Genomic DNA, 24854 nt, shown 5'->3' with positions numbered 1-24854 from the left:
CGCCTGTGGCGGCCGCCCCCTTTCTCGTCTTGCCGGGTCAGTCCACGATCAGGGGCCGGCTTGCCAGTTCGGTCCGGTCCTGCGACATGAAATAGCGGATCACGTAGGCGCCCGGTTCGTCGGGAACCTGCATCCTGAGGAGGGACCCATCGCGGGTGTAGGCGTAGCTCTCCCAAGCCGCGCTGCCGGTCGCATCCGCCCGCCCGATCCCGATGTAATCGTTGTGGTAATCCGGCCCGGTCCATCCGATCTCGATCGTCCCGCCGGCCTCTGCACGGTCCGGCGCCATCAGGTTCGCCTCGACCGGCGTCACGCTCAAGGCGCTGGTCGCTTGCGCGGCCCGGTCCTGATCGAGGAAATAGGTGATCACGTAATCGCCGGGCTCCGTGGGGACGAGCAGCTGCAGCGGGTTGCCGTCGCGGGTGTAGGTGTAGTTCTCCCACCTGTTCGAGCCGGTCGCATCCGCCCGGCCGATCCCGATATAGTCGTTCCTGTTGTCGGGCCCGGTCCATCCGACCTCGATGGTCGATCCGGCGATGGCCGTGGCGGGCGCGGTGACGCCGGTCTCCAGCGCGGTGACGGTGATCGGGGCAGAGGCCAGCGGGGTCCGGTCCTGATCGAGGAAATAGGTGATCACGTAATCGCCGGGCTCTGTGGGGACGAGCAGCTGCAGCGGGTTGCCGTCGCGGGTGTAGGTGTAGTTCTCCCACCGGTTCGAGCCGGTCGCGTCCGCCCGGCCGATCCCGATATAGTCGTTGCGGTTGTCGGGCCCGGTCCAGTCCACGTTGATCGTATCTCCGGCACGTGCGGTTTCCGGCGCGATCAGCGTGGCCTCCACCGGGGTGACGGTGATCCGGGCGGTGCCGATCCGTTCGCGCCCGTCGGCCAGGAAATAGCCGATCAGGTGCTCGCCCGGTTCGGGCGGCACCAGCAGGCTGAGGGGGCTGCCGTCGCGCGTATAGGTGTAGTTGCGCCAGGCATCGCTGCCGGTGGCATCCTCGCGCCCGATGCCAATGTAGTCGTTGGGCATGTCCGGGCCGTTCCATCCGACCTCGATGGTCGATCCGGCAATGGCGGAGGCGGGGGCGACGATCGTGGCGGTCACTGCGGGTTCCTCGAACACCACGGTGATCTCGCGCGCCGCGTCGATGATCACGAACTGCACCTCTTGGCTGACCTCCTGCACGGTCCAGTAGGCCGAAACGGTGTAGGATCCGTTGGCCATCTCGAAGACCAGCCCGTTGCCTTCCTCGGTTTCGTCGGCGTCGTCGGGCAGAGGGCGGATATCCCATAGAACAGGGTCCGTGATCAGCGGGCCATCCTCGCCGCCGATCCGGGCGATAAAGGTGACCTCATGGGTGGGTGGCGGAATGAAGGGCAGCGGGATGGTGACGGTCTGCGCCACGCCCTCCTCGACGGTGAAGCTTGCGCCGTGTTCGCTGTCCTGCGCCATGCGCAGCACCTGCGCCCGATAGCTGCCGGGCAGAAGCTGCGCGGTGAGCGTCGGGGCCCGGGTCGGGTTCAGAACCGGGTTGCCGTCGGCGTCGAACAATGTCCACTCAAGGGGGGAAACCGGGGCCGACATGTCCGGTTCCACAAGCGCGCGCAGGGTGACCGGCGTCGCCACCGGGGCAGGGGCCACGGCGACCTGTTCGAGCGCCTGCGCCAGTTCCTCGGCATTGTCCGCGGTCAGGAACTGCCCGCCGGTATTGTCCGCGATGCACTGCATCTGTGCCCGGGCTTCCGGGTCGGCCACGTCGAACCCGATCACATGGGCGGTGAAGGCGATGCCCGACGCCTCAAGTTCGGCGGCGATGGCACACGGGTCCGCCTCGCAGGTTTCGATCCCGTCCGAGACAAGGATGACCGTGGCGGCGTTTTCGGTGTGGCGCAGCGCCCGGGCGGCTTCCACCACCGAGGCGGTCATCGGGGTGCGCCCACGCGGGTTGATCGAATTGACCGCCTCCGCGATGGCCGCGCGGGTGTCCGGACCCGGCGCGATCAGCGTTTCGATATCCGCGCAATCACCCCGTGTGCGGTGGCCGTAAACCGTCAATCCGATGGCCTGAGAGGCGGGAAGATCCTCCAGCATCCCGCCGATGACCTCGCGGGCGATGACGATCTTGTTGATGCCGTCGATCTGGCCCCACATGGAGCCGGAGGCATCGAGAACCAGAATGGCGGCGGGGGTTTCGTCGGCCTGTGCCCTGACCGCGGGCGCGGCGGGCAACAGGATGCAGACAGAGAGAAGCACGGCTGACAGAAGCTGGCGCATGGCGAAAACTCCATATTCGATATCAAAATACGAGTGCCGCGCCTGCCGCACGGCGTGAATATGCGGAGAATGCTAGGCCGGGTCGGGTCATTTGTGAAGTCTGCGATCGGGTGGTTGACCGTCCGGCGCCCCGCTGTCATGTCGCGACAATGGAGCATCGGGTCAGCACGGATTGGGCGCAGGTTGTTCTGCTTTGGGTGACCGGATTGTTTGCCGCGGCGCAGTTCGGCAAGGTTTCCCTGATATTCGAAGCCCTTGGCGCGATCTATGACCGGCCCGAGCCGGTGCTGGCGCTTGTCGTCTCCGCCGTGGGCGTGGCGGGTATCTTTCTGGGTGCGGTCGCGGGCATGGGCGCCGGGCGGTTCGGCCCGAGGCCGGTCCTGCTGACCGCGTTGCTGACGGGCGGCGCCCTTTCGATGGCCCAAAGCCTTCTGCCGCCCTTTCCGGTGCTGATCGGATTGCGGCTGTTGGAAGGTGTCACGCATCTGGCGATCGTGGTTGCGGCGCCGGTTCTCATGGTGCGGATCAGCAGCCTGCGGGACCAGCCCATGGTGATGGCGCTATGGGCCAGCTTCTTCGGTGTGTCATTCGCGCTCAGCGCCCTTGTCCTTCCGGTGCTTGTCGGGATCGGGGGGCTGGGGGCCGCCTGGATGCTGCATGGACTGGCGTTCTGGGCGCTGGCCGCACTGGTCTGGAGGATGGTCGCGCCGATCGGTCCGTCTTCCGCGCCATGGCCCGGCTTTGTCGCCGCCCACCGGGCGATCTATTCCGATCCGTACCGTCTGGCGCCCGCGCTCGGATTTTTCTGGCATACCTTGATCTTCGTGGCGTTGCTGACCTTTCTGGCCCCTTTCGTGGCGGGACATCTGCCGGTCCCCCTTGTGGCGAGCATCCTGCCGCTCACGGCGCTTGGCGGCACGTTTCTGGCGGGCTGGCTGGCGCGGCGGCACTCGGTCTTCGTGATCCTGCGGGTGTCCTATGTCACCACGGTGATCGGCATGGTGGGGCTCTTGCTGCTGCCCCAGATCGCGCAACCGTGGCTCGCGTTTCTGACATTCGTCAGCATCGGTCTGGTGCCCGGCGCGAGCTTTGCGGCAATCCCGGCGCTCAACGACACGTCGGTGGCCCAGGCGGAGGCCAATGGCGCCCTGGCGCAGCTTGGAAATGTCGGCACATCCGCCGGCAGCCCGATTTTTGCGGCCGCCATGGCAGCGGGCGGTCTGGCCGGACTGGTCGCGATTACGGTGGTGATCATGGCCGCCGGGCTCGGCTCGATCCTGTGGATAAGAGGCCGGGTTGCGCAGCGCTGACAATCCTGTCAGCATGTTCGCTCTTCGTTCGCACATTTTCGTTGGAGACTCAGGCGGGCTCGCCTATGTGTTAGCCAGCGGCAAACGGGGGGCCTTGATGGCTGAGCTGAAAAATATCGAAGTGCGCGGCGCGCGCGAGCACAACCTGAAGAATATCGATGTGGATATCCCGCGGGATGAACTGGTGGTGATCACCGGGCTTTCCGGCTCGGGCAAATCCAGTCTGGCCTTCGATACGATCTATGCCGAGGGGCAGCGCCGCTATGTGGAGTCGCTGTCGGCCTATGCGCGGCAATTCCTTGATATGATGGAAAAGCCGGATGTGGATCATATCAGCGGCCTGTCGCCCGCGATTTCCATCGAACAGAAGACGACCAGCAAGAACCCGCGCTCGACCGTCGGTACCGTCACCGAGATCTACGATTACATGCGCCTGCTTTTCGCCCGTGTCGGAACGCCCTACAGCCCGGCCACGGGCCTGCCGATCGAAGCGCAGCAGGTTCAGGACATGGTCGACCGGGTGATGGCGCTGGAGGCGGGGACGCGCGGTTACCTTCTGGCGCCCATCATCCGCGACCGGAAGGGCGAATACCGCAAGGAATTCCTTGAACTGCGCAAGCAGGGATTTCAGCGGGTGAAGGTCGACGGGCAGTTTTACGAGCTTGATGAGCCGCCCACGTTGGACAAGAAATTCCGGCACGACATCGATGTTGTGGTCGACCGGATCGTGGTGCGCGAAGGGGCCGAGACGCGGCTGGCCGACAGTTTCCGGACCGCCCTCGACCTTGCGGACGGGATCGCCATTCTGGAAACGGCACCGAAGGACGGCGAGCCAGAGCGGATCACCTTTTCCGAGAATTTTGCCTGCCCGGTCAGTGGCTTCACGATCCCCGAGATCGAGCCGCGGCTCTTTTCCTTCAACGCGCCCTTCGGGGCCTGCCCGTCCTGTGACGGGCTGGGTGTGGAGTTGTTCTTCGACGAACGGCTGGTGGTGCCGGATGCCGCGCTGACCCTCGAAGACGGTGCGCTGGCCCCATGGCGCAAGGGCAAATCGCCCTATTTCCTGCAAACGATCCAGGCCATTGCCGATCACTACGGCTTTGCCGCCAAGACCCCGTGGAAGGACATTCCCAAAGAAATCCAGGATGTGTTCCTGCGCGGATCGGGGGAGCAGGAAATCCAGTTCCGCTATGACGAGGGCGGGCGGGTCTATCAGGTGAAACGCACCTTCGAAGGTGTGATCCCCAACATGGAGCGCCGCTATCGCGAGACCGACAGCGCGTGGATCCGAGAAGAATTCGAGCGTTATCAGAACAATCGCCCCTGCGGCACCTGCGGCGGCTTCCGTCTGCGCCCCGAAGCCCTTGCCGTGAAGATCGGTCCTGCCGGAGGCGGGCAGGGAAAGCTTCTGCATGTGGGCGAAGTGGTGCAGATGAGCATCCGGGAGGCCGCCGATTGGTGCGCGCAGGTGCCCGAGCATCTGAGCGATCAGAGAAACGAGATCGCCCGCGCGATCCTGAAGGAAATCCGCGAACGTCTGGGGTTTCTGAACAATGTGGGGCTGGAATACCTGACGTTGAGCCGCAATGCGGGCACGCTTTCGGGCGGGGAGTCGCAGCGAATCCGTCTGGCCAGCCAGATCGGATCGGGCCTGCAGGGCGTGCTTTACGTGCTGGACGAACCCTCCATCGGTCTGCATCAGCGCGACAATGACCGGCTGCTGACCACGCTGAAGAACCTGCGCGATGCGGGCAATACGGTGATCGTGGTCGAACATGACGAGGAGGCGATCCGCGAGGCGGATTATGTCTTCGATATCGGCCCCGGGGCGGGGGTGCATGGTGGGCAGATCGTCAGCCAGGGAACGCCGGCGCAGATCATGAGCGATGCGGCGTCGATCACCGGGCAGTATCTGTCGGGCACGCGCAAGATCGCGGTGCCGGCGACCCGGCGCAAGGGCAACAAGAAGAAGGTCACCGTGGTCAAGGCCACGGGCAACAATCTGCAGGATGTGACGGTCGATTTCCCCTTGGGCAAATTCGTCTGCGTGACGGGTGTGTCGGGCGGCGGCAAATCCACGCTGACCATCGAGACGCTGTTCAAGACCGCCTCGATGAAGCTGAACGGCGCGCGCCAGACGCCTGCGCCCTGCGAGACGATCAAGGGGCTGGAGCATCTCGACAAGGTGATCGACATCGACCAGCGGCCCATCGGGCGCACGCCGCGCTCGAACCCGGCCACCTATACCGGGGCCTTCACCCCGATCCGCGACTGGTTTGCCGGCCTGCCGGAATCCAAGGCGCGAGGCTACAAGCCCGGGCGCTTCAGTTTCAACGTGAAAGGCGGACGCTGCGAGGCCTGCCAGGGCGACGGCGTCATCAAGATCGAGATGCATTTCCTGCCCGATGTCTATGTCACCTGCGAGACCTGCAAGGGCGCGCGGTACAATCGCGAGACGCTGGAAATCCGCTTCAAGGGAAAATCCATTGCCGATGTGCTCGACATGACGGTCGAGGATGCGCAGGAGTTCTTCAAGGCGGTCCCCAGCATTCGCGAAAAGATGGATGCGCTTGTCAGGGTGGGCCTGGGCTATATCAAGGTGGGCCAGCAGGCCACGACGCTCTCGGGCGGGGAGGCGCAGCGCGTCAAACTCTCCAAGGAGCTTGCCAAACGCTCCACAGGTCGGACTTTGTATATTCTGGACGAGCCCACCACCGGGCTGCACTTCGAAGATGTTCGAAAACTGCTGGAGGTGCTTCACGAATTGGTGGAGCAGGGCAACACCGTCATCGTGATCGAACACAATCTGGACGTGGTCAAGACCGCGGACTGGATCATTGATATCGGTCCCGAAGGCGGGGATGGCGGCGGCCGGATCGTGGCCGAGGGCACGCCCGAGGATGTGGCGCTGGAGGAGCGCTCCCATACCGGGCGCTATCTGGCGGCGATGTTGAAGCAACGGGTCGCCGCAGAATAGCGCCTTGCAATCCTCCGGCCCTTGGGTGGCCTTGCGGAAATTCCACCCGCGGGATCTTGAATGTTAAATCTATTTACATACCTCTTTCTCACATTTTGTGAGACAAGGAGAATTTCGGGATGTTCATGCGTTTGAGCCTGGGAGCCGCTGCCGCGATCATGATCGCCGGCAGTGCGGTAGCAGAGGACAGGGTATTCGAGGTCAAGGACTTCACGCAGGTGGAGGTGGCCGAAGGCATCGTTGCGACATTGCGCGAGGGCCCGTTCCGGGTGGAGGCGACGGCACGGCGCGGCGATATCGACCGGCTTGTGATCGAGCAGGATGGCGATGTGCTGCGGATCGAGCGGGAAACCCCGTGGCTTCAACCTTCGCTGAACGACCGGGACCGCTTCGAGGTGGATATCCAGATGCCGGTTCTGTCGAGGATCGTATCGCGTTCCGGCTCGGCGGTAACGGCGGCTGTGCCGGTGACGGAGCGGTTCGAGGCACAGGCGCAATCGGGCGCGTCGCTGGACATCGAAGGGGTAGAGGCAGAGCAGAGCTCGCTTCGGGCCGCTTCCGGCGCACGCCTGCAATTCGAAGGCGCGGCCGGACAAACGGATGTTCAGGTGCAAAGCGGTGCCACCATGCAGCTTGCGGGCAACTGCACCGATCTGAATGCGGATGTTCGCGCCGGCGCCCGATTGGATGCGGGCGCGTTTGAATGCCACACGCTGTCGATATCGGCACGCGCGGGGGCAAGCGCCCTGGGCTACGCCGATCAATCCGCCTCGGTGCAGGCGCGGGCCGGGGCCTCTGTCCGGGTGCTGGGCAACCCCGCTACACGCACCACCGATGGCGGCGTCAGCGCCAGCATCCGGTTCGAGTGACACGCGCCCATCACGGGGCCACGGTCAGGCGCTCCAGCCCGTGGAAATGGTAGATGTCCGCATAGGCCGGCGTCGCGATCAGACGCAGATCCGGACAGCGGTCGAAGAGGATCGGCAGGGCAATCTGCATCTCCAGACGCGCCAGCGGCGCGCCCACGCAAAAATGTAGCCCCGCCCCGAAGGCCAGATTGGCGGGGCCGTCCCGGCGGTCGGGCAGGAACCGGTCCGCGTCGGCATAGGCCGCAGGGTCTCGCCCGGCGGAGGCCAGCAGCAGGCCGACCTCGTCACCCCGGCGGAAGGTATGGCCGAAAACCTCCACCTCTTCATAGACATACCGGGTGAAGAGGTGGAGCGGCGGGTCGTAGCGCAGGACCTCTTCGACCAGAAGATCGGGGTGTTCCCCGGGCCGCGCGCCGGTTTCCAGGCAGAGTTTCACACCGTTTCCGATGGCATGAACCGTTGCTTCATGCCCGGCATTCAGGAGCAGGATACAGGTGGTGATCAACTCGTCGGTGGAGAGTTTCTCCCCGTCCTCCTCGGCGGCGATAAGATGGCTGATCAGGTCGTCGCGGGGGTCCGAGCGGCGCTTGCCGACATAGTCGCGCATGAACGCCACGAAAGCCTCGGTCGCGGCGACGGCGGCGTCCTCGTCGGCGCGGGTGCGGCCGGCCTGATACATGCCCACCATCGCATTCGACCAACGCAGCAGATCCGGCGCCATGCCCTCGGGCACACCCAGAAGCCGGGCGATGATCGTGACCGGCAGGGGCCGGGCCAGCGTATCGAGAAGATCGCTTTCGCCCTCGGGAAAGGCATCGACAAGCTGATGGGTCAGCGCGGCGATTTCAGGCGCCAGCGCCTTGATCCGGCGCGAGGTGAAGGCGCGAAGGACCAGGCTGCGCAGGCGGGTGTGGCGCGGCGGCTCCAGTTCCAGCATGGAATGCGCCTCGACCGCGTAAAACGGGGCCAGATGCTCGGGGACGGGCGGAGGCGCGACCGGCTCGCGCCCGAAACGGCGATCCCGCAGGAGCGTGTTCACGGCCTCATGCGTGGTGGCGCAGATCAGATCGTAGTCCGTCCAACGGAAGAGAGGCCCGGCCCGGCGGGCGCGGTCATAGAACGGGTAGGGGTTCTGCACGAAACCCGGATCGGTGGGGGACTGACTGAGATGCTGCATCTGAAACGAAGGCCGAAGGAGCCCGCCGGACACGGCGGGGATGGGGATTGAGATGTGGTCCGGCTGCGCGGTCCGGGGTTCAGTCGGCGCCGCGCACCGAGATCGTCGCATCGGGAGACGGCTTTACCACCCGCTGTATGAAGAAGATGGCGGCGGCGATGGCGACCCCGATCAGATCGGTGACCAATCCGCCCGCGATCATGAAGAGGGCAGCAAGAACGAGGGCCACGCGCAGGAACCACACGGTCCGCCCGCCGAGGAACCAGCCCTGCACCCCGGCCGACAGCAGGAACACGCCGAATATGGCGGTGAGCGCCGCCCGGATCACTTCGAGCCATGTCCCGTCCATCAGAATGGCGGAGTTGTAGAAGAACATGAACGGCACGATGAAGGCGGCGATGCCGATCTTGAACGAGGCGACGGAGGTTTCCATCGGATTGGCGCCCGATATCCCCGCGGCAGCGTAGCTGGCCAGCGCCACGGGTGGCGTGATGGCCGAAACCACGGCGAAATAGAACACGAAGAAATGCGCCGTCAGCGTGGGAATGCCAAGCTGGATCAGGCCGGGTGCCACGACCGAGGCGGCCACCGCATAGGCCGCCGTTGTGGGCATGCCCATGCCAAGCAGGATCGCGATGCACATGGCGAAGAACAGAGCCAGAATCTGGCTGACCCCGGCCAGATCGAGCAGGACAGAGGAGAACCGCGCGCCCACCCCGGTGAGGCTGATGACGCCCACAATGATGCCGGCACAGGCGCAGACGGCGATGATCTGGATCGACATGACGCCCGCAAGCTCCAGCGCGCGGATCGTCCCCCTGACTGCAAGGCCGACGACGCTGTCGGGCCTGGAGAACTCCAGCACCGAGATATAGACGAAGCCCGCCGCGATGAAGATGCCGGTGATCTCGGCCAGTCTGCGCAGGAACGCACCGGTTTCCGACGGGCCGACAGTTGGCTCGGCGGTCGGCGTCAGGAACCAGGTGATGGTCATGAGCACGGTGAGCGCCGTGATCGCCAGAACCACCACGCGCTGGACGGACCAGGCCCCTTTGCCTTTGATCGAGAAATGCTCCGGCACCGCCCAACTGACCACGATGGCCGCGACGGTCGCCAGGGTGCCGGCCCTGATCACCGAATAGCCCATGAACAGCGCGGCGATCAGGATGATGATCGGCAGGAACAGGAAGACACGGCGCACCATGTCGCGGAACTTGGGCAGTTCATCCTCGCGCATGCCGCGCATGCCCAGTTTCGCGGCTTCGAAATCCACCATGAAATAGATCGACACGAAATAGAGGATGGCGGGGATGATCGCGGCAATCGCGATCTCCTGATAGGGGATGCCGGTGATCTCGGCCATGATGAAGGCGCCCGCACCCATGATCGGCGGCATGATCTGGCCGCCGGTGGAGGCGGCAGCCTCGATCGCGCCTGCGGTTTTCTTGTGATAGCCGACCTTTTTCATCAGCGGAATGGTGAGCGAGCCCGTCGCCACCACGTTGCCCGCACTGGTGCCGTTGATCATGCCCATGAGGCCGGAGGCGAAAATCGCCACCTTGGCGGGGCCGCCCCGCGCGCGGCCCGCGGCGGCGAAGGCGAAGTTCACGAAATAGTCGCCCACTTTCGAGGCCTGCAGGAAGGCCGCGAAGATGATGAACAGGATGATGTAGGTCGACGAGACCGCCGTGGTCGGCCCCAGAATGCCCGCATCGGTATAGACGAAGCCGAAGAAGCGTTGCCACGTGAAGGGGCTTTGGACCGCAAGAATGCCGGGCAGGAGATGCGCGCTGAAGGTGTAGACCAGAAAGATGGCGGTGATGACGACCAGCGCCAGACCCGCGACGCGGCGGGTCAGCTCAAGGATAAGCGCGGCACCTGCGGTGGCCGCGAAGGCCACGCCGATAGGTACGAAGGGCGTGCCGACGGAGTTGCGCGCCGCCGTGGAATAGACGGGCACGAGATAAAGCGCCACGACGACCGCGCAGACCGCCAGCACGATATCGGATGTGGCGAACTGGCCACGGTCGCGCCGTTCGATCCAGCTCAGCAGGATCGCGCCGAAGGTCGCGATCAGCAGCGGCAATCCGAACCACGTGACCTCCTGCGCGTAAATCTCGGTGCCTTCGAAAGCCGGCCATGTGGGCAGTCCGCCCATTTCCGGAAGCGTGCCGGAACTGACCAGCGCGATGAACTGAAAGGTTGTGAACATGGCGATGAAGGCCGGGATCAGCAGCGCGAGCCCCGCCAGCGACGGCAGCCCGGCGCGGCTGTTCGTGTCGTCGCCGAACATCCGGGCCGAAAACAGCAGAAAACCGAGTGCCAGTGCGCCCGCAATATGTACGATGCGGAAATTCCACGTTTCCATGGGGAATTGCGGCAGGAACGGCAGGTCGAGCCCGGTCATCGCCTCGATCGACAGGCCGTTCAACGCGGCGATATGAAACCCGGCATAGACCGTGGACAGTATGGCAACCAGAAGATGGGCCTTGCCGTGATACAGCCGCCGGTTCTGCTCGATCGGCTCTTCATCGACGCCTTCGGCAAGAACCGGGCCCTCGGTCTGTGCGCTGGTCTCGGTCATATATAGCCCCCCTGATCGACGACGGGGGCCTTGCGATTGCGCATCGGAACACCCGTGCCCGCCTTTTTGTCTTGCTGCGCGGGGCATTGCAACAAACAGTTTCGACAGCGCCGTGGTAGATCGACCCGAACGGTTCCCGAAAAAAGGGGAAAGATGGCGGCGTATTCCACTGGCCAGCGGCAGAGCCGGCAGGCTAGTCTTTGCGGCGTCGGGCGCGTGCACGCCGCCTTTCACAAGTGAAGAGGACGAGACATGAATTTCAGAACAGGCACCTTTTTGACAGGCGCGATCCTCGCGGCCTCGGCATTGCCCGCCCTGGCACAGAACGCCGAGCTTTGCGGCGGCGTCGGCGCCCAAGGGTTATGGGTCGGCGGCTCGCCGGAGGCCTCGGATATCTCCACATCGGATACGTTCATTGACCAGACGGGGCTGATGGTGCCGCCGGGCGGAGAAACCGTTTCGCTGTTTTCCGTCAGCAGCGCGGGCGAGTACCGGATCGAGGCCAACCCGAACGCCGGGGGCGATACGGTCATCGACATCCGCGACGAGGCGGGCACGATCATCCTGACCGATGACGACAGCGGCGGCAATTTCGCCTCCCGCGGCGATATCGCGCTGCAACCGGGCACCTATTGCGTTTCGACCCGTGCCTTCGGCGGCGGCGCCGTGGTTGCCGATCTGCGGGTGGGCCGGGCCGAACACGAGGCACTGACCCCGGGCTGGGGTGGCGGCACCGCCGATTTCGCGGGCGTCGACCCCTGCCTGCCCAATACACCGGCCACGCCGCTTGGCGCGGGCGCGATCGACGCGATGCTGGAGGGCGGCGTGACGGCCACGAATTCCATCGCCGGCACGCCCTATTACCGCTTCTCGCTGTCCGCACCGCAGGCGCTGAGCATCCGGGCCGAAAACCCCTCGGCGGATCCGTATATCTATATCTACGACGGACAGGGCACGCTGCTGGCGGAAAACGACGATTTTGACGGGCTGAACTCCCGCGTGGATTTCACAGACCCGCTGCCGGCGGGCAATTACTGCATCGCGATGCGGTCCCTGTCCGACGACACGCAGCCGGTGACCGTATCGGTCCGGGGCTATAACCCGGCGGCCGCGATGCAGGAGATGTTCGCCACCGGTGAGGCCAGCCCGCCCATCGGCGGCAGCTATCCGATCACCGATCTGGGCGTGTTGCAGACCAGTCTGGTGATGGATCAGGTCGTGGGCAGCGATGCGGTATGGTTCAGTTTCAGCGTGCCCGCAGGCGGTCTGGTGCTGATCGATGCGATCGAGATCAGCGACAGCGACCCGGTGATCCGTCTTTTCGACGGGGTCGGCAGGATGATCGATTTCAATGACGACGCGGGCGGCTCGCTCAACAGCCAGCTGACCGTGCAGGTCAATCCCGGCACTTATATGCTGGGTGTGACGCAGTATTCCGACGACTATTCCGGCGTGATCCGTGTGGCCCTGCAGCGCTACGTCCCGGCGCAGTAACGAGGAGGGATCGGAAATTGAAAAGGGCCGCCCAACCGGGCGGCCCTGTTTCGTTTCCGTTCAGCGGTGGCGCGATTACATGCCGCCGTGGATCATGTCCGCGGGGATCTCCGCGCCCGCGTTTTCGGTGAACCACTGCGCCGCGCCGGGATGCCACATCATGACGCTGTTCTTGTCCCAGTTCTCGGGCAGGGTGGAGCGGGCGGCGCGGTGGATGTTCATCATCCGCTCATTGTCGCTCATCACCACATCGACAACGGAATAGACGAAGCTGTCGGGCAGTTCGCAATTGGCGATGGCGAAGTTCCACATCGAAACCGACCGCGCGTCGGCTTCAAGCGTCGTGTAGGTATCGGCCGCAATCATGAATTCCGAGACCGGGAAGGCCTCCATGATCGTGGCCTGCTCCTCTTCGGTGAACTCGATGATGTTCACATCGGTCTGCACCTCAAGCTGGCTGACCGCCGGCACAGGTACGCCTGCTGCAAAGGCGATCACGTCCAGAAGACCGTCCTGCAACTGTCCGCCCAGATCCGACCAGCCGCCGTTGCGGCGCTCGAACTCGACACCAAGCTCTTCCATCATGCGCGGGAAATAGGTGTCGGAGGTGGAACCCGCGGGCCCGAAGCCGATGCGGGCGCCTGCCGGGATGTCGGAAATCGACGTGATGCCCGAAGAGGCCAGCGCGGTCACTGAGAACGGCGTCTGGTACATCGGGAACATCGCGCAGGCGTTGGTCATCTGCAGACCGGGCGCGATCGGGTTGGTGCCCTGAAGCGACTCGGCCGCCGGGCCCATGGTCGTCATGCCGAACTGCGCCTCGCCGGTATGGACCAGCGCCATGTTCTGCATCGGGCCGCCGGTCACTTCGCCGCCGCCGGACAGGCCAAGCTCCTCCGCCACCAGATTGGCCCAGCCGGAGCCATAGGCGAAGTACGTGCCGCCCTGCGACGCGGTGCCGACGGTAAAGCTCTCGGGCCAGCCGGTACGGTCGATATGCCCGTCGGCATAGGCGACAGAGGCGGTCAATGCGGTGGTCATGGCCAGCGCGGTCAGTTTGGTGAATGTCATTTTTTTTGTATCCTCCCCATGTGAAAGGCCGGGCGCCTCATGCGCCCGGTCCAACCCACTTGGGCACTGTTTTAGCGCGCAGGCTGAGGGATGCAAGAAATGAACGCGCCTCGGCGTCAGGCCGCGGCCGCGGCCTCCAGCGCGTTGATAATCTCGCCGAAATCGGCGGCCTTCAGGGATGCACCCCCGACAAGAGCGCCATCCACATCTGGCACGGCGAAAATCTCGGCCGCATTTCCGGGCTTGACCGAGCCGCCATAGAGCAGCCGGATACCGCCGCCGGTATCTGCCCCGAAGCGGGCCGTCAGCTCGGCGCGCAGGAAGGCATGAATATCCCGGATCTCGGCCATTGTGGGCACCAGCCCCGTGCCGATTGCCCAGACCGGTTCATAAGCCACGATCAGGTTGTCCTGGCTTGCCCCGTCGGGCAGGGACCCGGACAGCTGACGGCGCAGCACGTCCAGGGTCTCACCCGCCTGATATTGCGCTTCCGTCTCTCCGATACACAGGATCGCGCGCAGATCCGCGCTCCACGCGGCCTCGATCTTGCTGCGGACAAGCGCGTCGGTCTCTCCGTGATCCTGACGGCGTTCGGAATGGCCGAGGATGACATGGCTCGCCCCGGCATCGGCCAGCATCCGGGCGGAGATATCGCCGGTATGTGCGCCGCTCGTGGCCGGGTGGCAATCCTGCCCGCCCACGGAGACGGAGGAGGCCGCCCGCGCCATCCGCTCGACCAGCGTGGCGGGCGGGCAGATCAGCACTTCGGCCCGGCTGACCGATGGAAGACCCTCCAGTTCCGTCAGATCGGCGTTCAGCCCGTTCATCTTCCAGTTTCCGGCGGCAAGCTTGCGGCGTGTCATGATGGGGTTCCTTTTGATGTCAGACAGGAGATGACAAGAGGCGGGCAGTGCGTCAACAACCGCCGGCGTCGCCGCAGACCATCGCCCGGGGGCAGGCGGCGTGGCCGACAGGCCCGGAAATCGGAGGCTGCGGGATCACAGATGGCCAAGCGCCTCGCGCGCCAGATCCGTGGCGGCCTCCGCATCGTCCAGCATGGCATCGGGCAGCCGCCAATAGGGCATGGCGGTGATCTTGCCCGCCTTGCTGGTGCCGGTCCAGCGGGCAAGGCCCCGAGCATCAAGCACGTCCTGAAACGCGCCCGCGCCCTTGATCCAGATGGAGCCATCCGCATGAACGACCGCGAAGATCGTGCCATCGCGGTACAGGCATAGCCCGCCCATCATCTTGCGGGTTGTCAGGGGACCTAGATCGTCGAACAATTCCAATGCGAAGGCGATATCCGCATCGGAAACGCTCATGCGGTCTTGCCGAGCGCCTCGTCGAACTTGATCGACTCGCCGCAGCCGCAGGCGTCGGTGACGTTGGGATTGCGGAATTTGAAGCCGGATTCGAGAAGCGACACCTCATAGTCGATCTCGGTCCCGAACAGGAACATCTGCGCCATGGGTGCGATCATCACGCGGGCGCCATCCTGTTCCACCACCTCGTCATGAGGATCGACCTCGGTGACGTAATCCATGGTGTATTCCATACCGGCGCAGCCGCCCTTTTTCACACCGATGCGCAAGCCCTGATGGTTATCGCGCGTCATCAGCTTGGCGATCTGTTTCGAGGCTGCGGGGGTCATGCTGACCGCCTGTTTTCCGGGGATGCCGAACATGGTCCTGCTCCTTCGCGTTACGGATACAATCTAGGCGACCGTAGCCGGTTCCTCAAGTGTCACGGGCGAGGATGTGAAAAAGGCCGCAAGCGCGGTCAGCGCGGCCCGCACCGGCGGCTCGAACCGGCCTTCGTGATGGCTGACCAGCCAGCGTTCCATGCAAAGCTCCTCGATCGGCTCGGACAGGCGCATGAGCCCGGGCGCACCGTCGCCGACGGGCAGGGGCAGAACCACGCGTCCTACCCCGGCCCGGGCCATCTGGTAGGAGAAAATCGGGAGATTAGAGCGGGTTACGATCTGCGCGCCGTAATTCGCCTCGACCCATTGGGCCGAGCGGGTCGCGGCGGCGTCGAAGGAGGGGCCGATCCAGCCGGTCACCGATTCACTGGCGCCATAGATCGCGAATTCGGTGGTGCCGACCCGTTGCCCCGCCAGCCATGGCTGTTCGGGGCGGCGGTTGCGGATGCCGATGTCGATCTCGCGCCGGGCGATATCCATGGGCAGTTCACAATGAATGAACTCGGGCAGCCAGATGTCATCGGGCGTCCAGATCTCGCTCAGCCGATCGGAGATATGCAGCGCGGTCCATGTGCCGGCGGAGATGCGGACCGGCACGGAACCCTTTGTTTTCGTGGACCATCTTGCAACATCGGCCGCCGCCGCCTCCATCTTTCTGGTCTTTTCCCACAGCGCCCGGCCCTCGGCGGTCAGCGTATAGCCGGAGGTGCCGTGCAGGAACAGGCGGCGGCCCAGCCGGGCCTCGAACGCGCGCATCCGGCGGCTGAGCGTGGCGGTGCTGACGCCGCAGCTTTCGGCCGCGCGCGCGATGCCGCCCGATCGGGCCACGGCCGCGAAATAGGCGTAATCGTCCCAATGAGGCTGCGTGTTCATTTTTGCAAATCCAGTCGCGGTTTTGGGGCCTGCCGGGGCATGCGGCGGCGGCATAGATCTGTCTCGTAACTCAAGACGAGGAGGCCATGATGATGCCCATTCTCAGACCCGTTTATATCGAAGATCAGTGCCTGACGGAATATCGCAAAGAGCAGATGGCATTTGCAAAAATGCAAACGGAGTTGCAGCCGCGAAAGGTCTCGCGCATCTGGGCCGCACTGCGTAAGAGGTTGTTTTGACTACATGAACCCGAGTTCGAGCCGGGCTTCGTCGCTCATCATGTCCATGCCCCAGGGCGGTTCCCAGGTGAGTTGCACATTGACGGTCTTGACCCCGTCGAGCGGTTCGATGGCATCGGCCACCCAGCCGGGCATCTCGCCGGCCACGGGGCAGCCGGGCGCGGTGAGCGTCATGATGATCTCGACATCGTTCTCGGCCCCGATATCGACCGTGTAGACCAGACCGAGATCGTAGATATTCACCGGAATTTCAGGGTCATAGACGGATCGGCATGCCTCGACCACGCTGTCGTAGAGCGGGTGATCGGTGCTTGACGGCCTGATCAGCGGCGTACCTTCAAGATGCTCTTGGGTCTGGGACATGGGGCGGCCTTCACTGCGCTATTCTTGACAGAAGATATAAGGATTGGAACCGGGTCCGTAAAGGGTGCGTTGACCGCCATCGCGGGCCCCCGAGGTATATCAATGGTATATCAATTCACGCCGCCCCACGCCATGGCCGGAGCGGGCCGCCGGTGCAAACCGGTCTTGGCAAGCCGCGAGCTTGGGCGTATCGGGACCGGATGTCTGATCGATTTACCTTCTCCGTGAGTGCAACCAGCGGCGACGCGCGCGTCGGCGAGATGTCCACCCCGCGCGGCAAGATCCGCACACCCGCCTTCATGCCGCTGGGCACCGCGGCGACGGTCAAGGCGATGATGCCGGAGTCCGTGCGCGCGACCGGGGCGGATATCATTCTGGGCAATACCTATCATCTCATGCTGCGCCCGGGGGCGGAGCGGATCGCGGCGCTGGGCGGGCTGCACCGGTTCATGAACTGGGAGCGGCCGATCCTGACCGACAGCGGCGGATTTCAGGTGATGAGTCTGGCCGATCTGCGCAAGCTGACCGAAGAGGGCGTCCGCTTCAAATCGCATATCGACGGCTCGAAACATATGTTGAGCCCGGAACGGTCGATCGAGATCCAGACGCTTCTGGGCTCGGATATCGTGATGTGTTTCGACGAATGCCCGGCCCTGCCTGCGGATCGCACCCGGATCGCGGAGAGCATGCGGATGTCGATGCGCTGGGCCGTGCGGTCGCGCGACGCATTCGGCGACCGGCCCGGCCATGCGCTCTTCGGCATTCAGCAGGGCGGCCTTGAACGGGATCTGCGCGAGGAGAGTGCCGAGGCGCTGAAACGCATCGGGTTCGACGGCTACGCGGTGGGCGGTCTGGCCGTGGGCGAGGGGCAGGAGGCGATGTTCGACTGTCTCGACTTCGCGACCGGCATGCTGCCCGAGGACAGACCCCGCTATCTGATGGGGGTGGGCAAGCCCGACGATATCGTGGGCGCGGTGAAACGCGGGATCGACATGATGGATTGCGTCCTGCCGTCCCGCTCCGGGCGGACGGGGCAGGCCTTCACCCGGCGCGGGGTGGTGAACATCAAGAACGCGCGCCATGCCGACGACCCGAGGCCGCTGGACGAGGCCTGCACCTGTCCGGCCTGTTCGCAGTACAGCCGCGCCTATCTGCATTACGTGTTCCGGGCGGGGGAAATCATCAGCTCGATGCTGCTGACATGGCACAACCTGCATTACTATCAGGAGCTTATGGCCGGGATCCGCGGCGCGATCGCCGCGGACAGGTTCGAGGCATGGGAGGCGGATTTCCACGCGCTCCGCGCCCAGGGCGATATCGAGCCGCTCTAGCTGGGCGGAATGGCCGGTTTGTCGATCCCGTAATGGGCCGCGTCATTGGGTTGGGTCCCCGTCGCGGCGGCGAAATTCTGATACTCGTAAATCTGGGCGAAGCCGTAAATCAGCTGCGCATAGGACGTATCCAGGACGCCCGGATTCTGGGTCATGTAGCTGTCGAGGAAATTGCCCATGGCATAGGCGCCCGAGGGATCGTTGTTTTCGGTGATCCATTCGCCATAGACATTCGAGGGCTGTGGCGGGTTCATCTGGCCGGCAAGCCATGCCCAGAGATATTCGCACGGGATCATGACGATCAGGCAATAGATCGGATCGAGCCGGGCGGCCACGTTGCCTTCGTATTCGGCATAATCCTTCGTGACCTGCGGCGGCGAGATGGAGGCGGCGGAGGAGACGTGCCATGTATCAGGAAACGTGGCGTTATATCTTTGATATCCTGCCAGTTTCTTGCTCAGGAAGGCATTCAACGGCGTATTGGGCGTGGTCTTGGACACCGCGGTCTGATAGGCGTCGGCGCCTTCGAAACAGTAATAGGCATCGGCCACGTTGTAGCCGCCATATTGATTGGGATCGAGCGTGCCGGCGTTGATCCCCTGAAGATAGGGCAGGGCAAGCGTATCGGTTGCCACATCTTGCACCCCTCTCCACATTTTCCAGAATAGCGAATCCGCCGGCGGCGGCGCGGTGGAGAGTTGGTGTTTTTCGATGATATCGGAAATATCGGGCAGACGGCGATTACCACGCATATTCGGAGACCTTTCATGAGGAGTGACGATGCCGGGTAATCTTACGCTATAGGTTTTCGGGGATTTGGCAATTGCCGGATGAATTGCGCCCGCATTCGGGGAAGAGGCGTTCGGCAATTCGAAACGCGTGGCGAACTGCGGGGTCCATGGGCGGATACCAAGGCGGTCGGGCGTCTTCGGACGGAGGCCACGGAAATCACGGCGGGGCCGTCGCGGGCGGCTTTCGCCGCGCCCCCGTCAGGCCGTCCCGACGCCTCGAAGATGGCCATATTTTGCGGTTATTCCCGGTGGAGAAGGCAAATCTTGCCTTGTGCCGGTCTTCATGGCTGTGCAGGTTGCATTAAGGATCGCGCCCCGGATGTGCTTGAATTTGCCCGCCGGGTGCCCCAGATTAAGACCTTCTGATCCGGAGAGGGCCAGGGGGATTGCTGCCAAGTCAGGGTCCCGTGCCCTCTTGCCAAGAATAAGGAAGGCAAGATGCCAGATAATCAGACGACATATCCCGTCCTTCCGCTGCGCGATATCGTGGTGTTCCCGCATATGATGGTGCCGCTTTTCGTGGGCCGGGAAAAATCGGTGCGCGCGCTGGAAGAGGTGATGGCGGATGACAAGCAGATCCTGCTGTCGGCGCAGATCGACCCCGGTGTCGACGACCCGAGCGCCGACGGGATCTATGAAATCGGCGTGCTGGCCAATGTGCTGCAACTGCTGAAGCTGCCCGATGGCACCGTCAAGGTGCTGGTCGAGGGGCGCGCGCGGGTGCGGATCGCCGGTTTCGTCGACAATCCCGAGTTTTTCGAGGCGCGCGTGACGCCGCTTGCCGAAAGCCCAGGTGACGAGGCGACCGTTTCGGCGCTGCTGCGCACGGTGGGCGAGGAGTTCGAACGCTACGCGAAGGTCAAGAAGAACATCCCCGAAGAGGCGCTGAGTTCGGTTGCGGAAACGCAGGATCCCGCCAAGCTGGCCGATCTGGTGTCGGGCCATCTGGGTATCGAGGTGAGCCGGAAGCAGGAGCTTCTGGAAACGCTCGACGTGGGCGAGCGGATGGAGAAGGTCTTTGGCCTGATGCAGGGCGAAATGTCCGTGCTGCAGGTGGAAAAGAAGATCAAGACCCGCGTGAAGAGCCAGATGGAGCGCACGCAGCGGGAGTATTACCTCAACGAACAGATGAAGGCGATCCAGCGGGAGCTGGGCGATGGCGAGGATGGCGCGGGCGAAGTGGCCGAGCTGCAAGAGCGGGTGGCCAAGACCAAGTTGTCCAAGGAGGCGCGCGAGAAAGCCGAAGGCGAGATCAAGAAGCTCAAGAGCATGAGCCCGATGAGCGCCGAGGCGACGGTGGTGCGCAATTACCTCGACTGGATGCTGTCGATCCCGTGGGGCGTGAAATCCCGCGTGAAGAAGGATCTGGGCCGGGCCGAAAAGATCCTCGATGACGATCATTACGGTCTGGAAAAGGTCAAGGAGCGCATCGTCGAGTATCTCGCCGTGCAGCAGCGTTCGAAAAAGCTGAAAGGGCCGATCCTGTGTCTGGTCGGGCCGCCGGGCGTGGGCAAGACCAGCCTCGGCAAATCGGTCGCCAAGGCCACGGGGCGCGAGTTCATCCGCATCTCTCTGGGCGGGGTGCGCGACGAAAGCGAGATCCGCGGCCACCGGCGGACCTATATCGGCTCGATGCCGGGCAAGATCGTTCAGGCGCTGAAGAAGGCGAAAACCACGAACCCGCTGATCCTGCTCGATGAGATCGACAAGATGGGGCAGGATTTCCGGGGCGACCCGGCCAGCGCGATGCTGGAGGTTCTGGACCCGGAACAGAACTCGACCTTCGTCGATCACTATCTGGAGGTGGAATACGACCTTTCGAACGTGATGTTCCTGACCACGGCCAACTCCTACAACATGCCGGGGCCGCTTCTGGACCGGATGGAGATCATTCCGCTGGCGGGCTACACCGAGGACGAGAAGCGCGAGATCGCCAAACAGCATCTGGTGGCCAAGCAGGTCAAGAACCACGGTCTGAAAAAGGACGAGTTCGAGCTGACCGACGCGGCGCTGACCGATGTGATCCGCTATTACACGCGCGAAGCGGGTGTGCGGAACCTTGAGCGCGAGATCGCCAAGCTGGCGCGCAAGGCGGTGACCACCATCGTGCGGGGCGCCGCGAAGAGCGTGACCGTGACGCCGGACAAGCTGGAAGGCATGCTGGGCGTGCGCCGTCACAAGTTCGGACTGGCCGAGGAGGACCACCAGATCGGCGTGGTCACCGGGCTGGCCTGGACATCGGTGGGCGGCGATCTTCTGTCGATCGAGGCGCTGCGCCTGCCGGGCAAGGGCCGGATGAAGACCACCGGCACGCTGGGCGATGTGATGAAGGAATCCATCGATGCGGCGTCGTCCTTCGTGCGGTCGATCAGCCCGAGCATCGGGGTGAAACCGCCGAAATTCGACAAGCTCGACATCCATGTCCACGTGCCCGAGGGGGCCACACCCAAGGACGGGCCAAGCGCCGGCGTGGCGATGGTGACCTCTATCGTGTCGGTGCTGACCCAGATCCCTGTGCGCAAGGATATCGCGATGACGGGCGAGGTGACGCTGCGTGGCAATGTCCTGCCCATCGGCGGGCTGAAGGAAAAGCTGCTGGCGGCGCTGCGGGGCGGGATCAAGACCGTTCTGATCCCGGCGGAGAATGCGAAGGATCTGCCGGAGATCCCGGACAATGTGAAAGCGGGGTTGGAGATCATCCCCGTTGCCCATGTGACCGAGGTTCTGCGTCATGCGCTGATCGGGCAGCCGGAGCCGGTGGAATGGGACGAGGCGGCCGAGGAAGCCGCCGCGGCCAAGGCTGCGCTGGAAAGCCCCGGCGGCGGTGCGACCGTGGCGCATTGACGACCGCGCCGGATAGGTGACTGCGAAAAGCGTGCCAGGTTTTCCCGGCACGCTTTTTTTCTTTGCCCCGCAGGCGCGCGGCCCCCTTGCCCCGGGCCCTGTCGAAGCGCCCGGGATAGCGGCTGCGGAGGGGCAAACCTGGGCCCGGCGGGGTGGGGAGGACAGCCGCAAGGGGCGTCATGCGGTCTGCGGGATTGACCGGGTTGTTCTTTTGACGGCTGTGCAAAGGACCGCTAGGCTGTGTTCTGAGTTGCAACAATGAGCAGGGGGCCAGATCATGGCCACGAGCAGCAAACCACGCAAATCCACACCCGCGGGGCGGCGGCGCACGAAAACCGCAAGATCCGCCCCGAAGGACGCCACCGCCGCAGCGATGCCCGCGGCGGAGACGGAGGCCGAAGCCCCTGTGCACAATGCGGCGCACAAGGTGACGCGAGGCGCGGCGTCGGCGGCAGACGCTGAGGTGGCCGGGGCACCCCCCGCGGCCGAGCCGGTCGCGGAGGTGGCCGATGCGGAAACCGGCACCGGAGGGACAGGCAGCGAGAAGTTCAAGCGCGGCGATCTGCTGGCGGCGGTCGCGGCCCGCTCCGCGATGAAGCGGAGCGATTTGCGGATCGTGGTGGAACTGGTCCTTGAGGAGCTTGGCAAGGCGCTCGACAGCGGCAAGGATCTGGTCGTGCCGCCCCTTGGCAAGGTCAATGTCAAACGCCGCAATCCGGCGAGGAACGGCGATGTTCTGGTCACCCGGATCAAGCGGCATCAGTCGTCGCCGGAAGGTCTTGCGAAGCCGGGCGAGGATGGCTAAAAGCCCGCCCTACGGGTGATTAGCTCAGTGGTAGAGCGCTTCGTTCACATCGAAGATGTCGGGAGTTCAAATCTCTCATCACCCACCATGCCTTCCTTCTGTCTTGCTGCCAGATTTCGCGCGGACCGGGTGTGCGCGGTTGCCGGTATCCCTCGGGCGTGCGGGTAAAGACCTGGGGAGAGGCGCGCCCGTCCGGCGGTCAGCGCAGCTCTCCTATTCTGGCAAGCGGATGGGGATTTGCCGGGGCACTCGGAACCTCCGGCAGGCCGATATCGCGGGCCAGATGGGGATCGGTCATCGCCCGGTCGAAGGCGCGGGCCTGTCGGCGGTGATCCGCCGCGCGGAGAACTGCCTTGAGCATCAGCGACAGAAAGCCCGGAAAGCGGACTTTGGGATAAGGGGGCGCGGTGCGGGTGATCGGGCGGGCCATGGGCTTTCTCCTCTTGGCGAATCGTCTCAACAGGGTCACGCTACGACCTCAAGTGAACTTGAGGTAAAGCGGAAATGTCGGCGATTGCGAAGGATCTGAGTGTGGGGGCCATGGCGGCACGGGCGGGGGTCGCGGTTTCGACGCTCCATTATTACGAGGCGGAGGGGCTGATCAGTTCATGGCGGAACAGCGCCAATCATCGCCGCTACGACCGGCGGGAGCTGCGCCGGGTGGCGATCATCCGCGCGGCGCAATCGGTGGGCGTACCGCTGTCGGAAATCAGGATCGTGCTGGACGCGGTGCCGCCCAATTCGGTTGTCACCGCCGCCGACTGGGCCCGCGCGGCGGAGCCATGGGCGGCGCGGCTGGATGCGCAGATCGAGACCCTGCAGCGATTGCGCAAGCAGATGGCATCGTGCATCGGCTGTGGCTGCCTGTCGCTGGAGACCTGCCCGCTTTACAATCCCCGGGACACGCTTGCCGCCAACGGGCCGGGCGCGAGACGCTGGACCGGCGCGCCGGAGGAGCGGAGCACACTGGAAGGCTGAGGCGCACGGGCGCGCGCGCCCGGCGGCTTGCGCCCGGCCGCGTTCCGGCCTAGGGGCTGCGCCCATGTATCCGGTCTATATCCTGCGCCATGGCGAGACGACCTGGAACCTGGACCGCCGGGTTCAGGGCAGGCTTGATGCGCCATTGACCGACAGGGGCCGTGCCCAGGCTGCGGCCCAGGGCCGGATCGTGGCGGAAATCTTGGCGGCGCATGCCGATCTGGCGGTTCATTGCAGCCCGCAGGGCCGTGCCCGCGCCACATGGGAGATCGCGGCGAACTGCGCGGGCCATGACGGCCCGGTGCGCCTTGACGCGCGGCTGGCGGAGGTGGATATGGGCGCGTGGCAGGGGTTGACCCATGGGGAGATCGCGCCCCGCTGGCCCGGGATCTACACCGCCCATGACACCGTGTTCGCCCTGTCCCTGAACACCCCGGGCGGAGAGCGCTATGCCAGCCTTGCCGCCCGCGTCTCCGGCTTTCTGGGGGATCTGTCGGGCCCCGCGCTGGTGGTGACCCATGGCATCACGTCATCGGTTCTGCGCGGGCAGCTTCTGGGGCTGGAGTTTGACGAAATGGCCTGGCTGGATCACGAGCAGGGCGTGGTTTTCGCAATCGAGAACGGCGTGGAGACGGTTCTGCGTCCGGGCTCCTGAGGGGGGGAGGTCTCGGCGGCTTCGGGTTCATGTCGGGGAGGGGGGCCATGGGCCGCATCCGGCGCGGCGGAGATCTCGGGAGGCGGCCGCAAGCTGCGGGCGCATCCGCCCGAGAGACGCGGCCGGGATGAAACCGCGCTTGCGTCCGCCCCCGGCTATTTGCTAGAGCGGCGCGGGCGGGTGATTAGCTCAGTTGGTAGAGCGCTTCGTTTACACCGAAGATGTCGGGAGTTCGAGTCTCTCATCACCCACCATCTCCTTTCCACGACTTGCCGCGGTTCCCTTTGTGCCTCGCGGAATATGCGTCGGGTCGGAAGACCCGCGTGCGGTTCGAAGCAGACCGGCACAGGGGCAGATTTCCTGGCGGCCTATCCAGATCTGAGCAATTTCGCATAGCTTTCGATTTGAATCGTACCTTTCGTGCGCAGGCGCACATTATCTGTGGGTGGAACACCCTGCCCAAACCCCACCGGAGACCCTACCTATCCTGCAACGCGAGTTGCCCGAGAAGGAGGC

21 protein-coding genes and 2 tRNA genes are annotated in these 24854 nt (G+C 64.4%); 12 read left to right on the top strand and 11 right to left on the bottom strand.

Going from position 1 to position 24854, the window contains the following annotated elements:
* Window positions 1-37: 37 nt before the first annotated feature.
* On the bottom strand, window positions 38-2275 hold the full coding sequence (locus ACQ651_RS08215) for a VWA domain-containing protein (RefSeq protein WP_430449001.1): 2238 nt from the start codon (window positions 2273-2275) through the stop codon (window positions 38-40).
* 149 nt (window positions 2276-2424) lie between these two features.
* Here ACQ651_RS08215 and ACQ651_RS08210 point away from each other — a divergent pair, with 149 nt between their 5' ends.
* The 3 genes from ACQ651_RS08210 (at window position 2425) to ACQ651_RS08200 (ending at window position 7431) form a co-directional block, all read left to right on the top strand.
* On the top strand, window positions 2425-3585 hold the full coding sequence (locus ACQ651_RS08210; protein WP_430449000.1) for an MFS transporter: 1161 nt from the start codon (window positions 2425-2427) through the stop codon (window positions 3583-3585).
* Window positions 3586-3682: 97 nt separating this feature from the next.
* Window positions 3683-6562: an excinuclease ABC subunit UvrA gene (gene uvrA, locus ACQ651_RS08205; protein ID WP_375552114.1), complete on the top strand. Its 2880-nt coding sequence runs from the start codon at window positions 3683-3685 to the stop codon at window positions 6560-6562.
* Between the two features lie 119 nt (window positions 6563-6681).
* Window positions 6682-7431 carry a GIN domain-containing protein gene (locus tag ACQ651_RS08200; protein WP_430448999.1) on the top strand — a complete coding sequence of 250 codons (750 nt, stop codon included), beginning with the start codon at window positions 6682-6684 and terminating at the stop codon, window positions 7429-7431.
* Between the two features lie 10 nt (window positions 7432-7441).
* Here the strand turns inward: ACQ651_RS08200 and ACQ651_RS08195 are convergent, their stop codons facing one another.
* Window positions 7442-8608 carry a cytochrome P450 gene (locus tag ACQ651_RS08195; RefSeq protein WP_430448998.1) on the bottom strand — a complete coding sequence of 389 codons (1167 nt, stop codon included), beginning with the start codon at window positions 8606-8608 and terminating at the stop codon, window positions 7442-7444.
* A 79-nt stretch (window positions 8609-8687) separates the two neighbouring features.
* A complete protein-coding gene (locus tag ACQ651_RS08190) occupies window positions 8688-11192 on the bottom strand; it encodes a TRAP transporter permease (protein WP_430448997.1) in 2505 nt (834 codons plus the stop codon).
* Between the two features lie 252 nt (window positions 11193-11444).
* Between ACQ651_RS08190 and ACQ651_RS08185 the strand changes: the two genes are divergently transcribed.
* Complete coding sequence (locus ACQ651_RS08185; protein WP_430448996.1) at window positions 11445-12686, top strand: DVUA0089 family protein; 1242 nt, start codon at window positions 11445-11447, stop codon at window positions 12684-12686.
* A 75-nt stretch (window positions 12687-12761) separates the two neighbouring features.
* Here ACQ651_RS08185 and ACQ651_RS08180 read toward each other — a convergent pair whose 3' ends face one another.
* The 5 genes from ACQ651_RS08180 to ACQ651_RS08160 all read right to left on the bottom strand — a co-directional run bounded on the left by ACQ651_RS08180 (window position 12762) and on the right by ACQ651_RS08160 (window position 16332).
* Window positions 12762-13757 carry a TAXI family TRAP transporter solute-binding subunit gene (locus ACQ651_RS08180; RefSeq protein WP_227286703.1) on the bottom strand — a complete coding sequence of 332 codons (996 nt, stop codon included), beginning with the start codon at window positions 13755-13757 and terminating at the stop codon, window positions 12762-12764.
* A gap of 116 nt (window positions 13758-13873) precedes the next feature.
* The gene (tpiA, locus tag ACQ651_RS08175) at window positions 13874-14620 is read right to left on the bottom strand and encodes a triose-phosphate isomerase (protein WP_430448995.1); all 747 of its coding nucleotides are present in this window, start codon (window positions 14618-14620) and stop codon (window positions 13874-13876) included.
* A gap of 135 nt (window positions 14621-14755) precedes the next feature.
* Window positions 14756-15079, bottom strand: a complete 324-nt coding sequence (locus tag ACQ651_RS08170; RefSeq protein ID WP_375552121.1) for a TfoX/Sxy family protein — start codon at window positions 15077-15079, stop codon at window positions 14756-14758.
* Entirely contained in the window at window positions 15076-15441 is a 366-nt protein-coding gene (locus ACQ651_RS08165; RefSeq protein WP_121897941.1) for a HesB/IscA family protein, read from the bottom strand. Before ACQ651_RS08165 ends, ACQ651_RS08170 begins: the two co-directional genes overlap by 4 nt.
* 30 nt (window positions 15442-15471) lie before the next feature.
* Window positions 15472-16332 (bottom strand): LysR family transcriptional regulator, encoded by an 861-nt coding sequence (locus ACQ651_RS08160; protein ID WP_227286700.1) that lies wholly within the window; start codon window positions 16330-16332, stop codon window positions 15472-15474.
* 89 nt (window positions 16333-16421) lie between these two features.
* On the opposite strand from ACQ651_RS08160, the gene ACQ651_RS08155 reads away from it, so the two are divergent.
* Entirely contained in the window at window positions 16422-16571 is a 150-nt protein-coding gene (locus ACQ651_RS08155) for a hypothetical protein (RefSeq protein ID WP_227286699.1), read from the top strand.
* On the opposite strand, the gene ACQ651_RS08150 is transcribed toward ACQ651_RS08155, so the two are convergent.
* Complete coding sequence (locus ACQ651_RS08150) at window positions 16572-16934, bottom strand: SUF system Fe-S cluster assembly protein (protein ID WP_227286698.1); 363 nt, start codon at window positions 16932-16934, stop codon at window positions 16572-16574.
* A 200-nt stretch (window positions 16935-17134) separates the two neighbouring features.
* Here ACQ651_RS08150 and tgt point away from each other — a divergent pair, with 200 nt between their 5' ends.
* Complete coding sequence (gene tgt, locus ACQ651_RS08145; protein WP_227286697.1) at window positions 17135-18265, top strand: tRNA guanosine(34) transglycosylase Tgt; 1131 nt, start codon at window positions 17135-17137, stop codon at window positions 18263-18265.
* Here the strand turns inward: tgt and ACQ651_RS08140 are convergent.
* Entirely contained in the window at window positions 18262-18909 is a 648-nt protein-coding gene (locus tag ACQ651_RS08140; RefSeq protein ID WP_227286696.1) for a hypothetical protein, read from the bottom strand. The two genes, tgt and ACQ651_RS08140, sit on opposite strands and share 4 nt — an antisense overlap.
* 585 nt (window positions 18910-19494) lie before the next feature.
* Here ACQ651_RS08140 and lon point away from each other — a divergent pair.
* The 3 genes from lon (at window position 19495) to ACQ651_RS08125 (ending at window position 22793) form a co-directional block, all read left to right on the top strand.
* Window positions 19495-21900 (top strand): endopeptidase La, encoded by a 2406-nt coding sequence (gene lon, locus ACQ651_RS08135; RefSeq protein WP_430448994.1) that lies wholly within the window; start codon window positions 19495-19497, stop codon window positions 21898-21900.
* Window positions 21901-22177: 277 nt separating this feature from the next.
* Complete coding sequence (locus ACQ651_RS08130) at window positions 22178-22705, top strand: HU family DNA-binding protein (protein WP_430448993.1); 528 nt, start codon at window positions 22178-22180, stop codon at window positions 22703-22705.
* A 13-nt stretch (window positions 22706-22718) separates the two neighbouring features.
* Window positions 22719-22793, top strand: a tRNA-Val gene (locus ACQ651_RS08125).
* A 111-nt stretch (window positions 22794-22904) separates the two neighbouring features.
* On the opposite strand, the gene ACQ651_RS08120 is transcribed toward ACQ651_RS08125, so the two are convergent.
* Complete coding sequence (locus ACQ651_RS08120; protein WP_430448992.1) at window positions 22905-23135, bottom strand: hypothetical protein; 231 nt, start codon at window positions 23133-23135, stop codon at window positions 22905-22907.
* A gap of 74 nt (window positions 23136-23209) precedes the next feature.
* Between ACQ651_RS08120 and soxR the strand changes: the two genes are divergently transcribed.
* The 3 genes from soxR (at window position 23210) to ACQ651_RS08105 (ending at window position 24592) form a co-directional block, all read left to right on the top strand.
* Complete coding sequence (gene soxR, locus ACQ651_RS08115) at window positions 23210-23683, top strand: redox-sensitive transcriptional activator SoxR (protein ID WP_375552127.1); 474 nt, start codon at window positions 23210-23212, stop codon at window positions 23681-23683.
* Window positions 23684-23747: 64 nt separating this feature from the next.
* Window positions 23748-24338 (top strand): histidine phosphatase family protein, encoded by a 591-nt coding sequence (locus tag ACQ651_RS08110; RefSeq protein WP_430448991.1) that lies wholly within the window; start codon window positions 23748-23750, stop codon window positions 24336-24338.
* A 178-nt stretch (window positions 24339-24516) separates the two neighbouring features.
* Window positions 24517-24592: transfer RNA gene (locus tag ACQ651_RS08105), tRNA-Val, on the top strand.
* Window positions 24593-24854: the final 262 nt, after the last annotated feature.

The organism is Rhodophyticola sp., from assembly GCF_965284195.1.
Lineage (GTDB): Bacteria > Pseudomonadota > Alphaproteobacteria > Rhodobacterales > Rhodobacteraceae > Rhodophyticola.
The sequence above is the reverse complement of the archived record's forward strand: the minus strand, read 5'-3'. Positions and strand labels throughout refer to the sequence as shown.

Bases quoted from the DNA above. Each gene is read 5' to 3' on its own strand.
- tgt (WP_227286697.1), top strand. From the start codon at position 17,135: ATGTCTGATCGATTTACCTTCTCCGTGAGTGCAACCAGCGGCGACGCG.
- ACQ651_RS08150 (WP_227286698.1), bottom strand. From the start codon at position 16,934: ATGTCCCAGACCCAAGAGCATCTTGAAGGTACGCCGCTGATCAGGCCG.
- ACQ651_RS08165 (WP_121897941.1), bottom strand. From the start codon at position 15,441: ATGTTCGGCATCCCCGGAAAACAGGCGGTCAGCATGACCCCCGCAGCC.
- uvrA (WP_375552114.1), top strand. From the start codon at position 3,683: ATGGCTGAGCTGAAAAATATCGAAGTGCGCGGCGCGCGCGAGCACAAC.
- ACQ651_RS08200 (WP_430448999.1), top strand. From the start codon at position 6,682: ATGTTCATGCGTTTGAGCCTGGGAGCCGCTGCCGCGATCATGATCGCC.
- tpiA (WP_430448995.1), bottom strand. From the start codon at position 14,620: ATGACACGCCGCAAGCTTGCCGCCGGAAACTGGAAGATGAACGGGCTG.
- ACQ651_RS08155 (WP_227286699.1), top strand. From the start codon at position 16,422: ATGATGCCCATTCTCAGACCCGTTTATATCGAAGATCAGTGCCTGACG.
- ACQ651_RS08130 (WP_430448993.1), top strand. From the start codon at position 22,178: ATGGCCACGAGCAGCAAACCACGCAAATCCACACCCGCGGGGCGGCGG.
- lon (WP_430448994.1), top strand. From the start codon at position 19,495: ATGCCAGATAATCAGACGACATATCCCGTCCTTCCGCTGCGCGATATC.
- ACQ651_RS08190 (WP_430448997.1), bottom strand. From the start codon at position 11,192: ATGACCGAGACCAGCGCACAGACCGAGGGCCCGGTTCTTGCCGAAGGC.
- ACQ651_RS08160 (WP_227286700.1), bottom strand. From the start codon at position 16,332: ATGAACACGCAGCCTCATTGGGACGATTACGCCTATTTCGCGGCCGTG.
- soxR (WP_375552127.1), top strand. From the start codon at position 23,210: ATGTCGGCGATTGCGAAGGATCTGAGTGTGGGGGCCATGGCGGCACGG.
- ACQ651_RS08180 (WP_227286703.1), bottom strand. From the start codon at position 13,757: ATGACATTCACCAAACTGACCGCGCTGGCCATGACCACCGCATTGACC.
- ACQ651_RS08185 (WP_430448996.1), top strand. From the start codon at position 11,445: ATGAATTTCAGAACAGGCACCTTTTTGACAGGCGCGATCCTCGCGGCC.
- ACQ651_RS08215 (WP_430449001.1), bottom strand. From the start codon at position 2,275: ATGCGCCAGCTTCTGTCAGCCGTGCTTCTCTCTGTCTGCATCCTGTTG.
- ACQ651_RS08120 (WP_430448992.1), bottom strand. From the start codon at position 23,135: ATGGCCCGCCCGATCACCCGCACCGCGCCCCCTTATCCCAAAGTCCGC.
- ACQ651_RS08195 (WP_430448998.1), bottom strand. From the start codon at position 8,608: ATGCAGCATCTCAGTCAGTCCCCCACCGATCCGGGTTTCGTGCAGAAC.
- ACQ651_RS08170 (WP_375552121.1), bottom strand. From the start codon at position 15,079: ATGAGCGTTTCCGATGCGGATATCGCCTTCGCATTGGAATTGTTCGAC.
- ACQ651_RS08110 (WP_430448991.1), top strand. From the start codon at position 23,748: ATGTATCCGGTCTATATCCTGCGCCATGGCGAGACGACCTGGAACCTG.
- ACQ651_RS08210 (WP_430449000.1), top strand. From the start codon at position 2,425: ATGGAGCATCGGGTCAGCACGGATTGGGCGCAGGTTGTTCTGCTTTGG.